The sequence below is a fragment of the Campylobacter troglodytis genome (assembly GCF_006864425.1).
GTDB classification, from domain to species: Bacteria; Campylobacterota; Campylobacteria; order Campylobacterales; family Campylobacteraceae; genus Campylobacter_D; species Campylobacter_D troglodytis.
Window position 1 is genome coordinate 1 of the sequence record NZ_QHLI01000036.1, and the last position, 20723, is coordinate 20723.

The 20723-nt window shown below is 34.4% G+C and carries 19 protein-coding genes, 1 tRNA gene and 2 pseudogenes; 13 read left to right on the plus strand and 9 right to left on the minus strand.

Going from position 1 to position 20723, the window contains the following annotated elements; genetic code table 11:
* Nucleotides 1–192 precede the first annotated feature (192 nt).
* From DMC01_RS08130 to DMC01_RS08140, 4 genes are all read right to left on the minus strand, one after another.
* Nucleotides 193–729: an SCO family protein gene (locus tag DMC01_RS08130; RefSeq protein WP_246059134.1), complete on the minus strand. Its 537-nt coding sequence runs from the start codon at nucleotides 727–729 to the stop codon at nucleotides 193–195.
* Nucleotides 730–1126: 397 nt separating this feature from the next.
* Complete coding sequence (locus DMC01_RS13510) at nucleotides 1127–1276, minus strand: hypothetical protein (protein ID WP_185908823.1); 150 nt, start codon at nucleotides 1274–1276, stop codon at nucleotides 1127–1129.
* A 113-nt stretch (nucleotides 1277–1389) separates the two neighbouring features.
* Nucleotides 1390–1833 (minus strand): hypothetical protein, encoded by a 444-nt coding sequence (locus DMC01_RS08135; RefSeq protein ID WP_142693745.1) that lies wholly within the window; start codon nucleotides 1831–1833, stop codon nucleotides 1390–1392.
* The gene (locus DMC01_RS08140) at nucleotides 1833–2267 is read right to left on the minus strand and encodes a copper chaperone PCu(A)C (RefSeq protein WP_142693746.1); all 435 of its coding nucleotides are present in this window, start codon (nucleotides 2265–2267) and stop codon (nucleotides 1833–1835) included. Before DMC01_RS08140 ends, DMC01_RS08135 begins: the two co-directional genes overlap by 1 nt.
* Nucleotides 2268–2385: 118 nt before the next feature.
* On the opposite strand from DMC01_RS08140, the gene DMC01_RS08145 reads away from it, so the two are divergent.
* The 3 genes from DMC01_RS08145 (at nucleotide 2386) to DMC01_RS13515 (ending at nucleotide 5112) form a co-directional block, all read left to right on the plus strand.
* Nucleotides 2386–3363, plus strand: a complete 978-nt coding sequence (locus DMC01_RS08145; protein WP_142693747.1) for a L,D-transpeptidase family protein — start codon at nucleotides 2386–2388, stop codon at nucleotides 3361–3363.
* Nucleotides 3363–4361 (plus strand): alanine racemase, encoded by a 999-nt coding sequence (locus tag DMC01_RS08150; protein ID WP_142693748.1) that lies wholly within the window; start codon nucleotides 3363–3365, stop codon nucleotides 4359–4361. The genes DMC01_RS08145 and DMC01_RS08150 overlap by 1 nt, the downstream gene beginning before the upstream one ends.
* 601 nt (nucleotides 4362–4962) lie before the next feature.
* Nucleotides 4963–5112, plus strand: a complete 150-nt coding sequence (locus DMC01_RS13515) for a hypothetical protein (RefSeq protein WP_185908824.1) — start codon at nucleotides 4963–4965, stop codon at nucleotides 5110–5112.
* A gap of 752 nt (nucleotides 5113–5864) precedes the next feature.
* Here the strand turns inward: DMC01_RS13515 and DMC01_RS08155 are convergent.
* The 3 genes from DMC01_RS08155 to DMC01_RS08165 form a co-directional block, all read right to left on the minus strand.
* Nucleotides 5865–6191, minus strand: coding sequence for a toxin-antitoxin system YwqK family antitoxin (locus tag DMC01_RS08155; RefSeq protein WP_142693767.1), 327 nt, complete (start codon nucleotides 6189–6191; stop codon nucleotides 5865–5867).
* On the minus strand, nucleotides 6192–6818 hold the full coding sequence (locus DMC01_RS08160; protein WP_142693749.1) for a trimeric intracellular cation channel family protein: 627 nt from the start codon (nucleotides 6816–6818) through the stop codon (nucleotides 6192–6194).
* Nucleotides 6819–6844: 26 nt separating this feature from the next.
* Nucleotides 6845–6931 (minus strand) — tRNA-Leu (locus tag DMC01_RS08165).
* Nucleotides 6932–7606: 675 nt separating this feature from the next.
* Between DMC01_RS08165 and flgL the strand changes: the two genes are divergently transcribed.
* The 3 genes from flgL (at nucleotide 7607) to msrA (ending at nucleotide 10979) form a co-directional block, all read left to right on the plus strand.
* Complete coding sequence (flgL, locus tag DMC01_RS08170; RefSeq protein WP_142693750.1) at nucleotides 7607–9850, plus strand: flagellar hook-associated protein FlgL; 2244 nt, start codon at nucleotides 7607–7609, stop codon at nucleotides 9848–9850.
* Between the two features lie 343 nt (nucleotides 9851–10193).
* Nucleotides 10194–10430 (plus strand): 2-hydroxymuconate tautomerase family protein, encoded by a 237-nt coding sequence (locus DMC01_RS08175; protein WP_142693751.1) that lies wholly within the window; start codon nucleotides 10194–10196, stop codon nucleotides 10428–10430.
* A 30-nt stretch (nucleotides 10431–10460) separates the two neighbouring features.
* Nucleotides 10461–10979: a peptide-methionine (S)-S-oxide reductase MsrA gene (msrA, locus tag DMC01_RS08180; RefSeq protein WP_142693752.1), complete on the plus strand. Its 519-nt coding sequence runs from the start codon at nucleotides 10461–10463 to the stop codon at nucleotides 10977–10979.
* A gap of 797 nt (nucleotides 10980–11776) precedes the next feature.
* Here msrA and DMC01_RS08185 read toward each other — a convergent pair.
* Nucleotides 11777–12094, minus strand: coding sequence for a dihydroneopterin aldolase (locus DMC01_RS08185; RefSeq protein ID WP_142693753.1), 318 nt, complete (start codon nucleotides 12092–12094; stop codon nucleotides 11777–11779).
* Nucleotides 12079–12717 (minus strand): glycerol-3-phosphate 1-O-acyltransferase PlsY, encoded by a 639-nt coding sequence (gene plsY / locus DMC01_RS08190; RefSeq protein ID WP_246059136.1) that lies wholly within the window; start codon nucleotides 12715–12717, stop codon nucleotides 12079–12081. The genes DMC01_RS08185 and plsY overlap by 16 nt, the downstream gene beginning before the upstream one ends.
* Before the next feature lie 340 nt (nucleotides 12718–13057).
* Here plsY and DMC01_RS08195 point away from each other — a divergent pair.
* The 7 genes and pseudogenes from DMC01_RS08195 to DMC01_RS08225 form a co-directional block, all read left to right on the plus strand.
* Nucleotides 13058–14458, plus strand: a pseudogene (locus tag DMC01_RS08195) (GspE/PulE family protein); the annotation flags it as partial.
* Between the two features lie 125 nt (nucleotides 14459–14583).
* The gene (locus DMC01_RS08200) at nucleotides 14584–15771 is read left to right on the plus strand and encodes a type II secretion system F family protein (RefSeq protein ID WP_142693756.1); all 1188 of its coding nucleotides are present in this window, start codon (nucleotides 14584–14586) and stop codon (nucleotides 15769–15771) included.
* An 85-nt stretch (nucleotides 15772–15856) separates the two neighbouring features.
* A complete protein-coding gene (gene hsrA, locus DMC01_RS08205; RefSeq protein ID WP_142693757.1) occupies nucleotides 15857–16528 on the plus strand; it encodes a homeostatic response regulator transcription factor HsrA in 672 nt (223 codons plus the stop codon).
* A gap of 2 nt (nucleotides 16529–16530) precedes the next feature.
* Nucleotides 16531–17991 (plus strand): Ppx/GppA phosphatase family protein, encoded by a 1461-nt coding sequence (locus DMC01_RS08210; RefSeq protein WP_142693758.1) that lies wholly within the window; start codon nucleotides 16531–16533, stop codon nucleotides 17989–17991.
* A 232-nt stretch (nucleotides 17992–18223) separates the two neighbouring features.
* Nucleotides 18224–19023, plus strand: a pseudogene (locus DMC01_RS08215) (transposase).
* Between the two features lie 421 nt (nucleotides 19024–19444).
* Complete coding sequence (mapA, locus tag DMC01_RS08220; RefSeq protein ID WP_142693759.1) at nucleotides 19445–20080, plus strand: outer membrane lipoprotein MapA; 636 nt, start codon at nucleotides 19445–19447, stop codon at nucleotides 20078–20080.
* Nucleotides 20077–20652, plus strand: a complete 576-nt coding sequence (locus DMC01_RS08225) for a ComF family protein (protein WP_142693760.1) — start codon at nucleotides 20077–20079, stop codon at nucleotides 20650–20652. The genes mapA and DMC01_RS08225 overlap by 4 nt, the downstream gene beginning before the upstream one ends.
* The last annotated feature ends 71 nt before the right edge of the window (nucleotides 20653–20723 follow it).

A 20723-nucleotide genomic window follows, 5' to 3' on the forward strand; every position in this document is an offset into this window, starting at 1 on the left:
AAAAGTTGTAAGCCGCAAGGCGAAGTAAAAAAATACTTTACAATTTCTCTAAATTTAGCCTCTGAAATTTTGAAACGATTGATATACTTGTTTTTCATCTTATAAATCATATTTTAAAACTCATTTGTTTTAGTTTAGGTTGTCTTGAGCCTAAATTCAAATAAACCCACACAAAAAACCCTTTCAATTTAACTAAGTTGAGCCTAAAAACTCCTTAAGGCTTTTGTGTAAGTTTTTTTGACTAAAATCACTGATCCTAGCAACCAATCTCCCTCTTTCATCAAGCAAAAATGCCTCGTTGCTGTGTGCTACTGTGTATTTCATTGCTGAGTTTGGCATAGGAATTTTTTCATAAAGCACACCAAAGGTCTTTGCAACCCTTGCAAGCTCGTTTTCATCATCTGCTATTAAAGAGGTGGCATTTGGATAAAAATATCTAAGCCACTCATTCGTAGCCCTTATATCCTTGTCCCTTTGCAAATCAAGTGAGATGAAAAGCACATAGGCTTTTTCATTGTTAAACTTTTTAAGCTGGGTTGATAGCAAGGAAAGCGTAGCCGGACATACATCGGGACAGAAGGTGTAACCAAAATACACAATGAGCTTTTTCCCAGCAAAGTCTTTCAAGCCAACCCTGCCAAATTCTGAATTTAAGCTAAAATCATAGCTTTTATGACAAGCACTTATCATAAAAAGCATAAAAACAAGAACAAAAGCTCTTTTTTTCATCATTTATCCTTTAAAATTTAGCTGCTTGTGAATTTAAAACCTTAAATTTGCTAAGTTTCATTTATTTAAGGCTTTTTTGTAAAAAATGTCAAACCTTATCATACTAAATGTGCGTATCTAAAATAAATGTTTTTTCTTTGACTAGATCTTGTAAGCCACTGCGCCACCTTTTTAAAAAGCGTCAATTTGACAAACTCATACTATAAATTAAAACCTTTTTAAAAAGAGTGCAAAACTTTATGTAAGCTAAAAAAGCTTCATTTTTTAAATCTTTCCAAGCAAAGCCTATAAATTTAAGCCTAGCATTTAAGGCCTAGCTTAGAGACCTTGAATTTAACTAAGATTTTTTAAAATTCAAGCCTAAATTTAATAAAGCTTAAAAATCATTAAGCTTTTTTCAAAGATAGTTTTTAACAAAATTTGCCACCTTGATAGTAGCAAAGCTTACATAGATTTCTTGTGTTATCATACCGCTTAAAACCATTAAACTTGCAAACTTATTACAGTTTCTTTCTTTAAAATATATTACAGGTTTTGTGATAAACAAAATATCTCACAAGCACTAAATTTAAAAAAGCTTTATTTCTAGCTTAGTTAAATCAAGTCATAGCTTTAAAATTCACAAAGAAGAGCTCTAAGATCTTAATTTAGACTTAAATCTTACTTTCTCATATCAAAGTCAAAATAAAAATCAAGAGGCCTCTTGCCCTCAAAAAACTCAACCCTAAAACGCATAGTATCAAGCACACAAGCTCCAAGCAGCAAGTCTGCCTTGTAGGAGTTTTCATTTATCTTTTCAAAGCTTGGCACCAAATCCCCCATATACATATTAAGCCCGTAAATTCTTGCATTAAGCTCATTAAACTCGCCTAAATTTTCAATCACAAGCTCGTTTTCAACAAGCTCTAACAAGGGCTTGTTTTTAAACTCAACCCTCACCCTTTGTTTATTAAACTCATACTCACAAGCTTGAATACTTAAATCACAAGCCAAAGGACTTAGATCCTTAATGAGCTCTCTTTTCTTTCCTTCCTGTCTTGAAAGGCTAAAAAAAAGAATGGCAAAAACAAGGGATACAAAAACTAAAAAAAAGGCTTTTTTCATCAGTGTTTGTGGCTGTGATCAAGGCTCTTGCTTGAAATATCGCTCAAAGTTATAAGCTCACCATTATCAAAAACAAGGCTTAAATTTGCCCTAGTCTTCTCATCAACCCTTTCTTTTAGATCAAAAAGCATTATATGATCTGCACCCGGTCTTAGCTCAATTTGCGAATTTGCCTTGATTGTGATCTTATCAAGCTTAACCATAGCCATTTTGCCGTCCTTGTGTAAATGAGTGTGTAATTCTACCTTTGAGGCTAGATCGCTTTTAGCTTCTATGAGGGAGAGATCTTTTTTTGTATTATTTTTTATTTTTAAAAAAATGGCTGTATTTTTGGCATTTGGAGGGCTTTGTTTTATGTAAATATCGCTTATTTCAATGTTTTTAGCAAACAAAGAGGCAAAAAGCAAGGAGAGGGTGATAAGAACTTTTTTCATAATCTTTCCTTATATTTGAAAATTAATCTTATTTTAGCACAGTAACATAAATATTTAGGCTAATCCTTAACATTTTTGTTATATAATCTATCTTTATTTTAAATTATGGAAGTGTGAAATGTTTCGTTTTTTATTGCTATTTTGTATGGTTTGTAGTTTAAATGCTGCTAATAACCTAGCCACAATATACCTAAATCAAGGCTTAGAGGCTGTTGGCATAGAGCTTGAAAAAGAACTTGCCAATAAGAGCTTTTGGCTTAAGGAACTTGAGGGAAATGATCTTTCCTTGGGTTATTATGCCTCTGATGTTGCCATAGTTGTTACAAATAAAACAGAAAAAACCTTTAAGGTATTCTTTTATAATAAGGGCAAACTTACAGAAAAATTTGATCAAAAGGTAGGAGTTACAGGGCTTATGGGAGATAAGGAGGTTGAGGGAGATCTTAAAACCCCTGTTGGCTTTTATGATCTTGGAAAGAGATTTGATCCTCCTACTGATTACTATGGGGTTGCTGCCTTTGCTACAAATTATCCAAATTTATTCGATAGGGTGCATAATAAAACAGGAGGGGGCATTTGGATTCACGGCTACCCTCTTAATGGAGAAAGGCTTGATGAGCTAAAAACAAGGGGCTGTATAGCCTTGTATAATGATATTTTGCAGCAATTTGTTGGAGTGGTGAGGGATCAAAGAGAGCTTTTTGCTATGACAGAAGAGGAGCAAGTAGTGAGGACAAATGCCGATGACATAGCCACCATACTTGCTTCTTTGTTTGAGTGGAAGGATAAATGGAGAGTAAGCGATATAAGGGCTTATTTGGCCTTTTATGATGAGAAGAATTTCAAAAGATTTGACAAGAAAAATTTCAAGGAATTTGCAGCTATGAAGAGGGCTGTTTTTTCAAAGAATGAAAAAAAGACCATTAAATTTTCAAATATCAACATAAGCCCCTATCCAAATATGAAAAAAGAAAAGATGTTTAGGGTAACCTTTTATCAGGATTATTACACAGCAAATCATCAATTTAGAGGCAACAAAACCCTCTATGTCAAGCTTGATGAAGAAGGTAAGATGAAGATCTTAGTAGAGCGTTAATGTCCTTAATCACCCTTAATCAAAAAGCCTATGAGCACAATCTTACTCAAATAGCCCTAAAAGCTGGGGGTTTTGATAGGATCATTTGTGTATTAAAGGACAATGCTTATGGGCACGGGGCCAGCTTAATAGCTCCTTTAGCAAAGAATTTAGGCATAGGCTTTGTTGCTGTGAAAAATGAAGCCGAGGCCTTATTTTTGCAAGAATTTTTTGATCAAATTCTAATACTTTCTCACAAGGCTCACGGAAAAGAAAATTTAAATTTCATCTACACTGTAAATTCAAAAGCAGATCTTGCAAAATTAAGAGAAAAAACAAGGGTGCATTTAGAAATTGATACAGGTATGCATAGAAATGGAGTTTTTATAAAAGAGTTGCCAGAGATCTTTAAGGAAGCAAAAAGATTAAAGCTTTATATAGAGGGTGTTTTTACGCATTTTGCCAGTGCTGATGAATTAAATGATAGCTTTTTAATGCAAAAAGAAGCCTTTGAGGAGGCTAAAATTTTGGCTTTAAGACTTAGCTCAAACAAGCTTATCTTTCATTCTCACAACTCAGCTGCTCTTTTTCGCTGCAAGGAATTTCCTTTGGATGAGCTTTGTAGGGTTGGTTTGTGTCAATATGGTTACAGTGATTTTAACAAGAATTTAAAAAAGGTTTTAACATTATATGCTCATAGATTAAGCTCTCGCACCCTCAAAGCAGGGCAAAGCCTTGGATATGGTGGGGTTTTTAAGGCTACAAAAGATATGAAGATTGCAACTTATGATCTAGGCTATGCAGATGGGCTTTTTCGCTACAATGGCAAGGGTGAGCTAAAACTTGCAAACGGCTCATCCTTGCTTGGTAGAATGTCTATGGATAGCTTTGCTAGTGAGGATTTTGGAGAGGAGCTTTGCGTCTTTGAGGATGCAAGACAGTGGGCATCCTTTTTTAACACCATAGAATATGAGATCCTAGTAAAACTCTCCCCCCTACTTCCAAGAAAGATTATTTGAGAATAAAACACGCTCCTAGCTAAATTCACAATGTCCATTTTGATTAAATTAAGGCTTCATTTAAAAAGATTTTGCTAAATTTAAAGCATAGATTTTTCACTTACTAGCTACAAAAAATGCATTAAAAAAAGTTTCGTTTTTAAATTTAAAGGCTATAAAAATACTGAATTTTTCTATCTCAATGTGGACTAAGCATTTTAAAGCCTAGCTTCTTTTGAAACGAAGTTTATTTAAAACAAAAGCTTGTTACCAAGTTGCAAATGCTATTTTAAAAGGATTAATGTGAAAATAGGCGATTGATACTTTTAGCTGAATTAGAACTGAAAGCTTGGTAAAATCGGTGTTAGTATATATTTTTGCCCTACATTTAAAAGCAGAAATTTAGACAAATTTTGGAGTGTTTTTGTGCTGATCTTTGCGTAAGCAAAATCGCCCTCTTTGCAAGCTTTCTCGCCCTTGTGTTAATAGAATAGTGCAACAAGCTTTCAACCCTTAAAGAGTGTGAAAAATCATCAAAATGAGTGGTGAGATTGAAGATGGTGAGAGTTATTTTTTACTTCGTTACACTCGTAACTGCTAGAAGAAGGGACTCGCAGAGTGCGTGGTAAGCGTGGGGCTGAAAAAGTCTATGTTTTTACTTCTTGCTACACACTCGTCCCTTTGCGGAGCAAAGGCTCATTATATGGTAAAACATAACAAAAACGAGTTTGCATACTCGCGAAATCACATAAACGAAATTGTGAATTTCTGAGGACCTTACAAAGGCTAGCTTAGGTCAGTTTCACGGCAAGGGAATTTTTCTACCTTCATTTGAAGGAGAGTGAATTTCGATCTAAGATCAAGCTTAAGAATGAAAATTTTGTATAAAATTTTGTTGAAATGGCTTAGGAAACATCCTAGGTCATTTTAGCTAAAAGTATCAATCGCCTTATTTTTAGATTTAAAGGCTGTAAAAATGCTAAATTTTTCTATCTCAATGTGGACTAAGCATTTTAAAGCCTAGCTTCTTTTGAAACGAAGTTTATTTAAAACAAAAGCTTGTTACCAAGTTGCAAGTGCTATTTTTAAAAGGATTAATGTGATAAAATCGATGTTTTTGGCAAAAAAGTGTAAAGATTTAAGAATAAAATTATAAGCTAAAATCTTTGTTAAAAGCTCTTAAATTTTGACAAAGAAAAAAATTCTTTAAGCTGAATTTAGCCAAGGTTTTATTGAAATTTAGCTCTTTTATGAAAAATGTTAAAATTTGTCTATGTTTTAGTGCGAGCAGCTAAAAGCCTAACTTCTTTTATATATAAAGTATTTTGCTATAAAGCCTAGCTCTTTGAAAAACAAAGCTTTGTTTAAAAAAAGATAACTTTTTGCAAGGCTTAATCTTACAATTAAATCCACTTTATTTTAAAAATTTAAAAGTATGGCTTATTGAGAAAGCGAAGTTTATTTGTTAAAGGCACAAATTCACATCATAAAATCAAAACAGTTCTAAAAAACAACTTAAAAAAACTATCTATCAATGGTCTTTTCTTTAATCTTTACTCCATCTTTATAGGTGATCTTTTTTATCAACCTTCCTCTTTTGTCGTATTTTTGACAAAGTCCGTTTAGATAGCCGTTTTTAAAGATGGCCTTAAGTTGAATATTCCCATTATCGTGCCAATACCTATAAATTCCATGCACTTGATTGTCTAAATTATAAGGAATTTCTTCTTTGATCATGTCGTTTCCGTGGTATTTCTTTTTGATCCTCACCACGCCTTTTGGTTGCTGCTCCTCGCCTGAGACTATAAAGATTAAGCCAACCAAGGTAATAGCTAGTAATACATAGATCATTTAGCCCTCCTTTTTTTCCTCATCTATGCTAAAAACAGGTAAGCTCCATTTTTTACGAAGAGCCCAAAGCCTAAAAAATACCCCAGCACTCAAAGTGATAATAGTACTAAGAAGCTCACTGCAATCAAAAAATTCAATCAAAACATAATAAAGAGCCCCAGCAATAATGGCAACTCCTGCATAAATCTCTTTTTGAAAAACAAGAGGTATCCTTGCACATAAAATATCGCGAAAAATTCCACCAAAAACCCCTGTAAAAACAGCAGCACTCACAGCTATGATAAAGCCTAGCTGCATTTCTATGGCAAGCATTGCCCCAAGTATGCTAAAAACAACCAAGCCTATGGCATCAAGGATTAAAAATATACTTTCAAGTCTTAGTATGGCATTTGGAATTTTAGTAGCAAAAAGCGCACAAGCACAGATTAATAGCACATATTCAGGGTGTTCTACCCAGGTTAAGGGATAATGTCCAAGCAAAACATCTCTAATGGAGCCTCCTCCAATGGCAGTAACCAAGGCTATAAAAATCACCCCAAACAAATCCATCTTGTGCCTTCCTGCTGCAATGGCTCCTGTCATCCCCTCAGAAGAAATGCCTATGATATAAAGTGTGGTAAGTAGCATAAGCCTACCTTCTTTGTAATGTTCTATGGTGCCCAAGGTCGGACTCGAACCGACACAAGGTTGCCCTTACTAGATTTTGAGTCTAGCGCGTCTACCAGTTCCACCACTTGGGCATATTTACAAATGAATATTATAGCTTATTTTTGCAAAATTACCTTATAAAAAAGCATATTTTTGCCGATATTAAAATGAGGCTTTTTTCAAAAAGGCGTTGAATTTGTAAAATTCACAGTGGCAAAATAGCTTAAAACATAGCTTATTTCAAAGTTTTTAAAGCGAATGGAGTTTTTATTTAGCCAATATTACAAGATTTTATCTTGCAAAAAGCTCCTTTGTTAAAAGGCATTAAAATTTCTCAAAGTGCTGCAAAGCTTTTAAAAGCCTAGCTTTTGCAAAAAAACTAAGTTTCTACGGTAAAGCCTAGCTTATTTAGAAAATGTAGCTTCTTCGGCAAAGCACAGTTTATTTGGAAAACAAAGTTTCTCTGACAAAGCACAGCTTTGATGGCAAAGCCCAGTTTCTTCGTAAAAGCCTAGCTTTTATGACAAACGAAGTTTGTTTAAAAAACAAGCCTTCTTTAATAAAGTTAAATTTATTTATAAAGCAAAGCCAAGTTAAAAATACGAGTTTTTATACAAAGGGGCAAAACCGTGTGTTAAAATTCACGGCTTCAAAAAACCTTTCAAAAATATTTTTTGACAAAGCAAGCTTTTAAGCATTGCCAAGCTTAAATGTTTTATGGAACTATTTTTGCTTATATAAATTTAGAGTTTTTTAAAAGGATAAAGATGAGAGTAACTAACAAGCTTAATGCCTACAATAGCATAAAGGTAAGCCAGGCAAGTATGGAGGCTCTTTATAGGGTTAACGCTCAAACCTCCTCAGGACAAAAGATAGAAAATTCCTTTGAAGATGCAAGTACTTACATAAGCGATGCTAGATTAAAATATGAATACGCCACCCTAGCTCAGATCGAAGACGCAGCTACTTTAACAAATGAGTTGATGAAAAATACAGACAAAGCTATGGATGATATAGTAAATTTAATCACACTCTTCAAACAAAAGGTAACCCAAGGTGTCAATGCTACACAAACTCAAACCTCTCGAGATGTAATAGCAAAAGAACTTACAAGAATGAAAGAGGAGATCATAGAACTTGCAAATACCAGCATAAACGGACAGTTTTTATTCTCAGGCTCTCTTACAAATACCAAGCCCTTTGATTATAGTGGCAATTATTATGGAGACAGTGCTCGTTTAAATATAGTAACAGGAGATGGGATTAAAAGCCCTTATAATGTCTCAGGATATGATCTTTTTTTTAGCGCAGATAGCGATTTTAAAAAGCAGATCACTACAAATGTAAGCCTTACGGATAACCGCTATGATCTTATCAATAACTATGATAAAACAAGATATTTGGATGTAGATGATAATTTTAGGTATTTAATAGGGCTTAATTATGTAGCTGATAATACCAACGGTGGGCTTGATGTGGATCAGGATTTTGAGTTACAGCCCTTGAATTTTTTCCCCTCAGCCCTTTATGTGCAAGGCACAAGGCCTGATGGAACAAGCTTTAAGAGTGCTGTTTTGGTTGAGCCACAAGATACCATCCAGGGTATGCTTGATAAGATAGGCAATATATATGGAAACACCACTACTACAAAGGCTGTGGAGGTTAGCATAAACAAAAGCGGACAAATTCAAATTACTGATTTAAGACAGGGAAACAATGTGCTTGATTTTCACGCTGTTGCCTACACCCCACAGTTTCAAACAAGAACTGAAATGATTAGAGCTTTTGAGCAAATAACTGTTAATAATCTAAATTCTACTGATATAACAAATGAATTACTAGAACAAGCCTTTGATAATAACAACATAACAAATCCTAACCAAAACATTCAAATAACCATAGGTGCAGAGGATTTTACTATGAATGTGCATAAAACGGATTTTATCTTTTCAAGAATGACAGATTCAGAAAATAATACAGCCGATGCAGCAGATTATGATAACACCTTTTTTGACACAAAAGACAATAAACTTATCGGCAATATCTCTCAAGTCGTTAGAGCAACAAATGCCTATGCTACCGATACTACAAGGCTAAGCGAGGTAGCTAGGGGCAACTTAGATGGTAATTTGAATTTAGTAGTAAATTCAAAGGGAGGAAACACCTACAATGTCAGCATAAATTTAGCAACCTCCATTGTAAGCTTTGAGGATCCTGCAAATGCTGGGCAAACCATTGAATTTCCTATAATGCACACAAGCCCTGTTACTCAAAACTCAGGCGTTTTAACCCCTACAAATGATATAAGCTATAGACAGTTAAACGATGTCATAGGGCTTTTTGCCTCTGATAATATCCCAACCGCTAGCATAAATGTCCAAGTAGGAAATCAGATCGCAGCAGGAGATTATCAAAACTATCAAAATTTAATCACTACTTCAAGGGTAACTGTGAATGTTGATATGGATTACAGAGGTCGCATAAGCATCACAGATAGGCTCTCAACTGGCACAAACATAAGAGTAGCTATGCACGATGCCAACAGCGGCACCTTTCCAGCCCCTCCTCATACAACAACAGCAAATATACAGGCCGGCGCCTCCCTCTCCTTTCAAGCAAACAATGCCTTGATTATTGATGAGCCAAATGTGGATTTGATTAATGATCTAAATTTAATGATAGAGGCTGTTCAAAGAGGCTACACAAGGGCTGATTCAACAGGAGAAAACCCAAGAAACCCGGGTATGCAAGGAGCCCTTGAAAGACTTGATCACTTAGGTGAGCATTTAAGAAAGCAAAGGACTATGATAGGTGCTGATCAAAAGGCTGTGGAAAATATCAAAAAAAGAGTAACCACCTTGAAGGTAAATGTAGAAAGCATAAGGGCTGAGGTAATGGGTGCTGATATAGGGCAGATTATGATAGAAATGATTCAAAACCAAATTACTTATCAAGCCTCGCTTAAAGCTTCTACAACCCTTTCTCAGCTAAGCTTATTAAATTATATGTAAGATTTTAGCTTAAAGGCTTGATCGAGCTTAAATTTAAATGCAAATTTGCCTTGAATTTAAGGCTTTAAATTTTAAAATAGCTTGATTTAGTAACTAAGTTTGTCAAGCCCAAAAAATAGGCACTGTCGATATAAGATGATAAAAAATTCAAGGGCAAGGTTTAATAAAGTATAGTGTCAAGTTGCTTACTTGCAAGAAGTATAAAAAAGGATGTGCAGTATAATGCTTAGCTAAAAGTTTATTTAAAAAACTTTTGCTTTGTGAGTTGCTTTGCTAGCTAAGAAAAATGATAAATTCACATTAAATTTTTAACTCTTTTAAAAAATCTAAAAAAAGGATAACAATGCCCTTTGTAAACATAAGAATCACAAAAGAAAAAGGCTCTCCTACAAAAGAACAAAAGCTGCTTTTGATCGAAGGAGTTACAAGGCTCTTGGTTGATATTTTGGGTAAAAACAAGGCTAGTACTGTTGTGATCATAGATGAAATTCACACAGATGATTATGGGCTTGGTGGCAAGAGCATTACTCAGCTTAGAAAAGAAGAAAAAGCCAAAAGAAACAAGGTGGCAAAACGCTAGGCTAAGACTTAAATTAAAAAAGGAAAAAATATGCAAATATATCTAGCAGGTGGGTGCTTTTGGGGAGTACAAGCGTATTTTGATCTACTTAAAGGTGTAAATCACACAGAGGTAGGCTACGCAAATGCTAAGTCTGAAAGCCTTGATAATTTAAATTATGAGCTAGTTTGTAGTGGTTTAAGTGATGCTGTGGAGGCTTGTAGGGTGGATTTTAATGAGGAGATCTTGCCTTTAAATTCTTTGCTATCTCGCTTTTTTAGCATCATAGATCCTACAAGCATTAATAAACAAGGAAACGATATAGGATCACAGTATAGAAGTGGCATATACTCAAAGGATCAAAATCTACTAAAACTTGTGCGTGAATTTATAGCCACAAACATAGCACCCAAACTAGCTCTAAAAAGCTCCTTGCCCATAGCTACTGAGATCTTGCCCTTGCTAAATTTCACCCCAGCAGAAACATATCATCAAAAATACCTTCAAAACAATCCAAAGGGCTACTGCCACATAGATCTATCCCTTGCCCTAAAGCCTTTAAAATCTTAGCCTTGCATAAACAAGCTAAGATTTATGCCTATTTTATAAATAAATTCAAGCCAGAAAGCTAAATTTAAATTTGTTTCAGACTAAATTACACAGCATTTTTCTTCTAAATTTAAGGCTAGAAGATGTGTTAGGGGGGGTTGTTTTAGAATTTAAAAAAGTTTCTTTGTCAAAAAATATTGATTTGTCATTCTAATCCTATGGGCGAAGAAGCCATCAATTCAAGGCATTTTTCTATAAATTCATAAATTCTTAACATAGGCTTAAAATGACAAATACGGCATTTTATCTAAACAATATTTTTTGAAAAAAAGTCAAATAAAATTCGATAAAAATTCTACCCTAAATTTAACATTTATCTAAGGCATATATTTTCAAATGAAGGGAAAAATTTTCTTTGTGCTATGAATTTTAACTAAAAAAGTTCGCAAAAGCACTACGCAAATGTAAATTTATGGCACGAAGCAAAAATTCACAGTGTAATTTGCACCCCTTGCCTTGTAGGCTCGAATTTTTACTTTATAAGCTCAAATTTATTCTATTTGTTTCTACAAGATCTCTTTCTTGCTTCTTTTAAAGCAACAAGCAAGGTGAAAAATACTTCAAAAGCTCTCTAACTTAAATTTGGCTAAATTCAAAAATAAATCATCTTCTTAGTATTCGTCTAATTTTCAATGCTTTGAAAATTATCTTAGATAAATTCAAAGCATCACAAGCTATGTTCTTATATGCAATAATTTTGCCCTTTTTTCTCTCTATTTGCCCCTTGCCTTGAATTTAATTTTGCTTTGTAAAGCATCTTAAAAATTTATTTTCAAAAAGGCACTAACTTTGGCATTTTTTATGATTTTAGGCTTAGAGACGGTGATTTTTAAAAAACGCAATTTTGGGTGCATTTTTTTAAGCTCTCTTGCTATGAATTCTAAGGACTCTTCTAAAAGCTTGAATTTTTGCTTTTTATAAGCACTTTCAAGCCAAGCACAAAGTGTGGCATAGTCTAAAAATTCCTCGCTTTTTGCGGTGAGTTTAAGCACGATTTTTTGCTTTTTTTCTCGCTCAAAGGGCAAAATGCCAATTATGCAGCTAAATTTCAGCCTTATTTTTATACAACTTTGCATTCTTCTTTAAAAATAAGCCTTTTTATGTTTGGAAGATGCTTATAAACTATGATAAAGCAGATAAATAAAATGGGAGCGTGAGTGTTTATGCTCATCTCATAATGCAAAATAAAGGAGGCTATGAGAAAGGATACAAGCGCTACTAAGGAGGCAAGAGAGGATATTTTAAAAAGCTTAGCCACCACAAACCAAGCCACAAGCCCTATTATAAGCTCAAAGATTAAAAGCACAGCCATCACGCCAGCACCGCTAGCAACCCCCTTGCCACCATCTAAACGCAAATAAGCACTAAAACAGTGCCCCAAAACCACAAAAAACCCAACACTCCATAGCATATTATCATCATAATCTGTGAATTTTAGCACCAAAATGGGCAAGGCTGCCTTTGAAAAATCACAAAGCAATGTAGCAATGGCTAGTTTTTTAGCCAGTTTTGGATCACCTTCCTTTACCACTCTCAAGACATTTGTCGCACCTATGCTCTTGCTGCCACTTGCCTTTATATCGACATTTGCAAAGATTTTCGCCAAGACAAGCCCAAAGGGAATGGATCCTAAAAGATAAGATCCTAAATAGATAAGCAAATTAAAATTTGGCTCAGTTCTTAAAAATAAATCCTCCAAAGCAAAAGAAAGCACCACAGCCAAGATCACAAAGATATAAAAATTTGCATCATCTAGGTCTAATTTTCTATAAGCTCCAAGATACACACAAAGGCCAGCTAAAATAGCAAAAACTAATTGATATATCACATTTTCGTGGGTACAAGATATAAATAAAATAAGAGCTGCAAGAATGAAACCAAGTATGAAAGATAACTGTTTTATCATAAGCGTCCTTAATTTGATAGTAAAGCTTTAATTATAATGTAAAAAGATAAATTTAATTTAATTTTAAGTCTTTCTTTTTTAGAATTGCTTAAATTTTTCAAGGAAGACGGTGCAAGAGATCAAGCTAAATTCAAAAGCCTACAAACAAGTTCCCCTAAAATGGCTTAAAAGCCACTGTGCCTTGCCCTTTGATGAGGATGAGGAAAGTGTTTATATAGCCTTTGGGGAGGGCTTTGATGAGAGCTTACTTGAAAGGGTGCAAAATTTTTTCAAGCATAAATTTGTAAGGGGCATAAATGCTAATAAGGCTCAAATTCTAGGGCTTTTGAGCGAGCTTGAATTAAAAGAAAAATTCAATCTTTTAATGAAGGATTTAAAATTTGAGCTTGAAAACTCTACAAGCACCGATAAAACAGCCGTTTCAAGGCTCTTTGATTTAATTATAAAAGAGGGCATTGACAAAAGAACAAGCGACATTCACATAGAACCAAATATGCAAAATGCCCTTGTGAGATTTCGCATTGATGGGGTTTTGAGCGTATTTTTAGAGCTTGAAAACATCATTTATCAAGCCCTCATTTTTTACATAAAATTACTAGCACACCTTAATGTAGCCGAGCAAAGAAGGGCTCAAGATGGCAGTTTTAGCCTAAAAGTAAATGAAAAAAGCTATGATTTTAGGCTTTCAACCCTGCCCTTGCTTTACGGAGAAAGCGTGGTTTTAAGGATTTTAGAGCATAAAGAAGAGTTTTTAAGCCTAAATAGCCTTAACCTTGATAGCAAGGATTTAAGCCTTTTTCAAAAGAAAATTCACGCACCTTACGGGCTTATTTTGCTTACAGGTCCCACAGGAAGTGGCAAAAGCACCACGCTTTATGCAGCCTTAAATGAGATTAAAAGCACGCAAAAAAAAATCATAACAGCAGAGGATCCCATAGAATACCGCCTACCCCTAGTGCAGCAAATTTTACTCAACGAAAAGGCGGGACTTGACTTTAACAACGCCCTACGCACCATACTTCGCCAAGATCCTGATGTCATAGTAATCGGCGAAATTCGCGATGAGGAAAGCCTTGACATAGCCCTTAAATCCTCTCTCACAGGGCATTTGGTCTTTTCTACCCTACACACAAATGACGCACTTTCTGCTGTGGCTAGGATGCTAGATATGAAGGCAAAGTCCTATTTAATCGCCTCTGCTTTAAGTGTAATCATAGCTCAAAGGCTTGTGCGTAAGCTTTGCACGCATTGCAAGGTAAAAAGCACAAAGTCTTATACTGAATTTAAGGGTGAATTTTACGAGGCTTTGGGCTGTAAGTTTTGTCAAATGAGTGGTTTTGTAGGACGTGAGGTGGTGAGTGAGTTTTTATTTGTCGATGAGATGGTAGCTGAGCTAATACGCACAAATGCCAAGCCTAGTGAAATTCTAAGTTATATAAGAAAAAAAGGCTTTAAAACTATGTTTGAGCTTGGTTTGCAAAAGGCAAAAGAGGGCATTACTAGCATTGATGAGCTTTTGAGGGTGCTTAGATGAGAAAGAAGTTAGCAGATTTTTCTTTGAAACACATTTCTTTGCCACGCATCCATAAAGGTTTTACACCACAAAAAATTCACAAAAAGCCCTAAATTCAAGCTTACTTATTTTAAAAAGGCAAAATTATGAAAAAATACGAGATTTTCACCCCTCAAAAAAGCTTTATAATCAAGGCTGAGAATAAATTTAACGCAGCAAAGCTAGCAAAGGCAAGGGGTGCAAAGATTTTAAACATACAAGAGCTTGAAAACAAGCATTTTGTGTGGAAAAAAAGACTTAAGGTGCTGAATTTAGCCCTCTTTTTCAAGGAATTATCCTTGCTTTTAGGGACAGGACTTAGTTTGCAACAAGCCCTAAACGAGCTTTTGCAAAACAACGAAGAAAAAGCGATGAAAAATTTCTTGCAAGCTCTAATAGCCTCGCTAAAAAGCGGACAAAGCCTCAGTCAAGCCTTTGAAAATAGCCCCTTTGCCTTTAATGAAAGCGAGATAGCCCTTATAAAAATGAGCGAGAACACGGGGGATTTAAGCTTTGTTTTTGCAAGACTAGCCCTTTTAAGAGAGCAAGATTTGGCAAATTTAAAGAAACTAAAAAAGGCTTTAAGCTATCCGCTTTTTGTCTTTGCAACGCTAATTATCGCTTTTTGCGCGCTTATGCTCTTTGTGGTGCCGCAGTTTGAGAGCATTTTTACTGAATTTAACATAGCCTTGCCATTAGTTACTGTGATAATGCTTGATTTAAGCAGCTTTTTAAGCAAATTTTATCCCCTAATCCTCGCCCTACTCGCCCTCGTTTTCATAAGCACCACTTTGCTTTATAAAGGCTCGCACGCCTTTGCCTACACTGTAAATGCCTTTGTTTTAAGGCTGCCTGTTTTAGGTCGGCTTATCTTTTATCATCAAAGTGCTAGCTTTTTTCTCATCTTTTCTATGCTCATTAAAAGCGGCATAAGTCTTTCAAAGGCTTTGAATTTAAGCAAAAATGCCTTTTCTAATCTTTACTTGCAAGCAAAATGCCTTAAAATAGCCGAGTTTTTAGAGCAAGGACTAGCCTTAAATGAGGCATTTAAAAAGGCTAAACTCTTTGAAAGCCTCGTGCTTGGTATGCTTGGAGTGGCTATGAAAAGCGGGAGGCTTGATTTGATGGCTGAAAAAATAGCCCTCTTTTACGAGGATAAAGAAGAGGCTTTGAGGGAAAAAATGCTTGGGCTTTTAGAGCCTTTAATGACGCTTTTGGTGGCTATTTTGGTGCTTTTTTTAGCCCTTGGCATATTTTTGCCTATGTGGGAGCTTAATCAAAGCGTGAAATTTTAAAACTTTTATAAAAATTTATTAAGAAAGCTAAATATTTACTTAAAAAATGGTATTATTTTGAGTATTTTATTTTCAAGGAAATTAAATGAGAATTTTAGTTATTGAAGAGGATGGCTCTAACAACAAAAGCCTAGTTAATCAACTCAATCAATGTGGTTATCAAACAGATTCTTCTGAAAATTTCAAGGATGGAGAGTATTTTGTAGGCATTAGGCATTATGACTTGGTTCTTTTAAGCTGGAGTCTAGCAGATGGAGATGCAGCAGAGCTTATAGGCATAGTTAAACAAAAATCAACAAGGACAGTGGTTTTAGTTCTTTCCTCCAAAAGTGATAAACAAAGTGAAATAAAGGCATTGAAATCTGGTGCTGATGATTATATTAACAAACAAATAGACTTTGACATACTCCTAGCTAGGATAGAAGCAAGACTTAGAATAGACGACAGCAATATAATTAAAATAGGCGATCTTATAATAGAACCTGATGAGGAAAAGATTATATACAAGGGACAAGAAATAGAGCTTAAAGGTAAGCCCTTTGAGGTGTTAACGCATTTGGCTAGGCATTCTGATCAAATAGTCTCAAAAGAACAGCTCTTAGATGCTATCTGGGAGGAGCCAGAGCTTGTAACTCCAAATGTCATTGAGGTAGCCATCAATCAAATTCGTCAAAAAATGGACAAGCCCCTAAATATCTCCACCATAGAAACAGTCCGCAGAAGAGGTTATCGCTTTTGTTTTCCAAATAAGCATTAAAGATGGCAAAAAGAACAGCTATTGTTGATTTAGGATCAAACTCGGTTCGTTTGGTAATCTTTGAAAAAACCTCAAGATACGCCTTTCACATACTTTGTGAGCATAAAAGAAAGGTTCGCATAGGAGAAAACGCCTACAATAACGGCAAGGTTCTGCAAGAAGAGGCTATGCAAAGGGCTGAGGATACCCTAGCTTATTTCAAAGAGGTCTCACTCAAACAAAGATGTAAAAAAATTCTAATAGTAGGCACCTCAGCCCTAAGAGATGCCCCAAACCGCAAGATCTTCATAAAAAATATCAAAGACAAATTGGGCTTAAACATTCGCTGCATAGACGGCAAGACAGAATCCTACCTAGGAGGACTTGCTGCTTTGAATTTATTAAGCAATATAAAAAACGCCACCACCCTAGACATAGGAGGAGGATCAAGTGAGCTTTGCTTGATTAAAGAAGGAAGGATAGAAGATTGCATATCCTTAGATTTAGGCACAGTTCGTTTAAAAGAGCTTTTTTACGATCAGGGCAAGGAAAAAGAGCTTCAATTTTTTTTAGAAGATGTTATAAGCCAAATTCCACCTCATTTTAACAATGACAAACTAATAGCCATAGGAGGTAGTTTAAGAGCCATATCTAATGCCATCATAGAAAAAAACTCTTACCCCTTGCAAATTTTACACGAATTTAACTACAAGCTTAAAGATGAAGAAAACTACATAAAAGAGCTTATAGAAGCACCTTATGAGCTTTTGGGGGATTTTCATATCAAAAAAGAAAGATTTGACACCATTAAAGAAGGAGCCTTAATCTTTCTTAATGTAGCCAAAAAGCTTCAAAGCAAGGAGATCATCACAAGTGGGGTTGGCATAAGAGAGGGGGTTTATCTTAATGATATACTGCCTATCAGCAAGAAATTTCCACCCAAATTTAATCCAAGCATAAAATCCTTGCAGGATAGATTTTTAGGAAAGACAAGAAGTAAAATTCCACTTTATGCATCTGAAATTTTTGAAGCCCTATCATCCTTACACGGCTTAAATGAGGGCTTTAAGACTAATCTCATAAACGCTGCTAAGCTTTGCGATATAGGCTCTTACTTGGACTTTTACTATGCAAGGGATCACAGTGCTTATTTTATATTAAATGCCCTAAATTACAATTTTTCCCACCAAGAAAAGATCCTAGTAGCACTTTTAATCAAGCTTGATGGCAGAAAGCCAAATGGACTTTTAGAGCCTTACAAGGACTTATTGCCAGCTGAGGATATTATCATTTGGTTAAATTTCATACTCGCACTAGCTAAACTCATAGCCCAAGATTACTGTGGGAATGAAAAAATTGACTTTGTTTGTGAAAATAATACCTTATACATTTACAGCCAAAAGCAACTTAATATCACAAATGAGGCTTTAAGAAAGATAGTTTTACCTCAAAATATAATCATCATCCTCAATGAAAAACCCTAAATTTTCTAGCTAAGCTCATTTAAATTCAAGGCTAAAATAGCCAAATAGCATCTTCATTATAAATTTAGGCTAAACCACCCCTTAGGCACTATGAAATGTAGTTTAAAATATTATTGACTCAATTAAATTTAACAAAATTGTGGCTTATCAATTTGACTCAAGATACTTTAATAAAATTTAGGCTCAAGACAACTTAAGCTCTAAAAAGTAGCTTCAAGTTATGATTTAAAAGGTGAAAAACAAGTATATAAATCGTTTTAGAATTTCAGAGGCTAAATTTAAAGAGATTTTGAAGTATTTTTTGCATCCTTACAATTGCAACTTTTGGGGAAGCCTTGATATTAAAGCCATAAAAATTGCAAAATTAAGCAACAATTCTTGCCAAAGTATCAATAAAATAATCAAAAATATTAGAGTATTAATAGCAAAAGAATGTGAAAAAATCTCTAAAATGCAAGGTGAAATAGAAATTGATGAGAGTTATTTTTTACAACGCTAGGCTTGCAACTGCTAGCAAAAGGTGCAAAAAGAGGCAGAGGAAGGCAGAGGAGTTAGCAAGAAAACACCTGTGTTTTTGCTTCGTGTTACTCGTCTTGCAACTTTGTAAGAAGGTATGCTTAAACGCTAGGCTAGCGTTTATACCCAAGTAATAAAAAATTATTCTGCTAGTGAGCTTTTGCCTTACCTAGCTTTGCAGAATTAGAATCTAGCATAATTTATAGTGATACTTGGAAAGCTTATGATTAACTTGTAGATTTTTTACAACGCTAGGCTCGTCCCTTTGTAAGAAGGTGCTAAAGAGCATTAGAGTAAAACACAGGGAAAATGAGTTTAGCTTAGCTAAGAATCACATAAATGCAATTGTGAATTTCTGAGGTTTTACTAAACATAGCTTAGCTGAATTTAAAGGAAGGAAAATTTTATGCCTCATCTAAAAGAAACTGAATTAAGACAAAAATTCAAGGTCAAGATTTGTATAAAATCTTGCTAAAAATGATAAGAAATAATCCGCTTAAGTTGTCTTTAGCCTAATCTTTTATCTTATCAATTTTAATAAATTTTGATGAGAATTTTGTCCTAAATTTTTTGTCTTAATGTTATTTTCTATAAATGAAGGACAAATTTTAGACATAATACTACAAATTTATAACAAAGTATTTATCAAAATTTATCAAAGTTGATAAGATAACATTCTATTAAAGCATAATAAGCCATTTTTAATTAAGCTTTAATTATCTACCCCACCCCCTTCTTTAAAATCAAACACAAAATTAGCCGATGTAATCAAAATTTTTTTTAAAAACTCTTTTTAATTTTGGCTAACTTCAAAGCACAAAAAAATTCATCTTTTATTTAAAAGAAACTTAATTTAGCTATAATACAAATTCACAAAGGCTTATCAAAATTCATCTGATAGGACATAAATTTTCAAATCTTAAATCAAGGATAAGTTATGATTAAAAAAATTTTTATCTTTCTTGCAGCCTTTTTTTTATGTGCTTGTTCTACAAAAAACACTATGCAAAAGGTTAGTGATCTTTCAAACCAGCAGCCTTGCTTTAGTTGCGAAAGCGATCAAGCCTTTGAGGCTAGGATTAGAGGGCTTTTATATCTAAGCGATATAGGGCTTAAATGTTGTGCGGATAAAAGGACAATCGATAGCGGTGTAGCCTTGAAAAAGGTATATTTGCATAGAATTTATGATCTTGAAGAGGAAAAAAAGATCTTTTATGCAAACGACAAAAAATATTTTATCAATGAGCAATTTAATGTAGCCTTTTATATCTTCTTAAAGCAAGAATTAAAAGCAAGAGGCATAGTTGTGATAGAAGAGATTAATAATTCTCCCTATGTTTTAAGGCTAGATCTTCATTTTCTTGATTTTTCTTCAAGGCTTGATCCAGTTGGGCTTCATTCAAATGTCTCAGCAAAGCTTAGCCTAAAAGACATTAATATAAACAAAGAATTCATAGTCCGCACCAAGCAAGATGTTATGGGATTTAGGGATCTAAAAGAAATTTCCTTTTATACCTTCTTGCTTATTAAGCAAATGGCAAACAAGACCGCAAGTGTCATTTCATCGCTTTGAGATGCTTTAACTGTGGCTCTTTTGCCTTGCTTGATCTATGCGAGGAGTGCGTAGATGAGCTTGGAGAGTTTTCTTTGGGTATTAGAAACTTAGAGGGTGATTTTAAGGTGTATTCCTTTTATAAATATAACGAAATCAAGCATTTTTTACACTCCAAACATAAATTTTACGGCTATTTTGCCCTAAACGCCCTTGCAAGGCTTTCCTTTGCTAAATTTAAGGATTTTTTTAACCCTCAAAGCCCCATCAATGCAGTACCCCTTGATGATAAGGTAGAAAGAGGACTTTACTCGCACTCAGCCCTTCTAGCAAGGCATTTAAAAACAAGCTTCATCAAGCCCTTATATAGAGTCTTGCATTCAAGCTCAAATGTAAAATACTCAGGCAAAAGCCTAGATTACCGTCAAAAAAACAAAAGAGCCTACAAGCTCTTTAAAAAGCCTAAATTTCCTGTGATTTTAGTTGATGATCTAATCACCACAGGATCAAGTTTGCTTGAGGCAAAAAAACTCTTAGAAAATCATCAAAGTGAGGTGCTTTTTGCCTTAGTTTTAGCTGATGCAAAGGATTAGTATGTTAGAATTTAAATTTTTTATAAAAAATATGAAAAATGAAAAAATATTTTGTCATTTGAATTTAAAAG

Excerpts from the sequence above, each read along its gene's own strand:
- DMC01_RS08130 (WP_246059134.1), bottom strand. The coding sequence starts at position 729 with ATGAAAAAAAGAGCTTTTGTTCTTGTTTTTATGCTTTTTATGATAAGT.
- DMC01_RS08135 (WP_142693745.1), bottom strand. The coding sequence starts at position 1,833 with ATGAAAAAAGCCTTTTTTTTAGTTTTTGTATCCCTTGTTTTTGCCATT.
- DMC01_RS08140 (WP_142693746.1), bottom strand. The coding sequence starts at position 2,267 with ATGAAAAAAGTTCTTATCACCCTCTCCTTGCTTTTTGCCTCTTTGTTT.
- DMC01_RS08145 (WP_142693747.1), top strand. The coding sequence starts at position 2,386 with ATGTTTCGTTTTTTATTGCTATTTTGTATGGTTTGTAGTTTAAATGCT.
- DMC01_RS08150 (WP_142693748.1), top strand. The coding sequence starts at position 3,363 with ATGTCCTTAATCACCCTTAATCAAAAAGCCTATGAGCACAATCTTACT.
- DMC01_RS08155 (WP_142693767.1), bottom strand. The coding sequence starts at position 6,191 with ATGATCTATGTATTACTAGCTATTACCTTGGTTGGCTTAATCTTTATA.
- DMC01_RS08160 (WP_142693749.1), bottom strand. The coding sequence starts at position 6,818 with ATGCTACTTACCACACTTTATATCATAGGCATTTCTTCTGAGGGGATG.
- flgL (WP_142693750.1), top strand. The coding sequence starts at position 7,607 with ATGAGAGTAACTAACAAGCTTAATGCCTACAATAGCATAAAGGTAAGC.
- DMC01_RS08175 (WP_142693751.1), top strand. The coding sequence starts at position 10,194 with ATGCCCTTTGTAAACATAAGAATCACAAAAGAAAAAGGCTCTCCTACA.
- msrA (WP_142693752.1), top strand. The coding sequence starts at position 10,461 with ATGCAAATATATCTAGCAGGTGGGTGCTTTTGGGGAGTACAAGCGTAT.
- DMC01_RS08185 (WP_142693753.1), bottom strand. The coding sequence starts at position 12,094 with ATGCAAAGTTGTATAAAAATAAGGCTGAAATTTAGCTGCATAATTGGC.
- DMC01_RS08200 (WP_142693756.1), top strand. The coding sequence starts at position 14,584 with ATGAAAAAATACGAGATTTTCACCCCTCAAAAAAGCTTTATAATCAAG.
- hsrA (WP_142693757.1), top strand. The coding sequence starts at position 15,857 with ATGAGAATTTTAGTTATTGAAGAGGATGGCTCTAACAACAAAAGCCTA.
- DMC01_RS08210 (WP_142693758.1), top strand. The coding sequence starts at position 16,531 with ATGGCAAAAAGAACAGCTATTGTTGATTTAGGATCAAACTCGGTTCGT.
- mapA (WP_142693759.1), top strand. The coding sequence starts at position 19,445 with ATGATTAAAAAAATTTTTATCTTTCTTGCAGCCTTTTTTTTATGTGCT.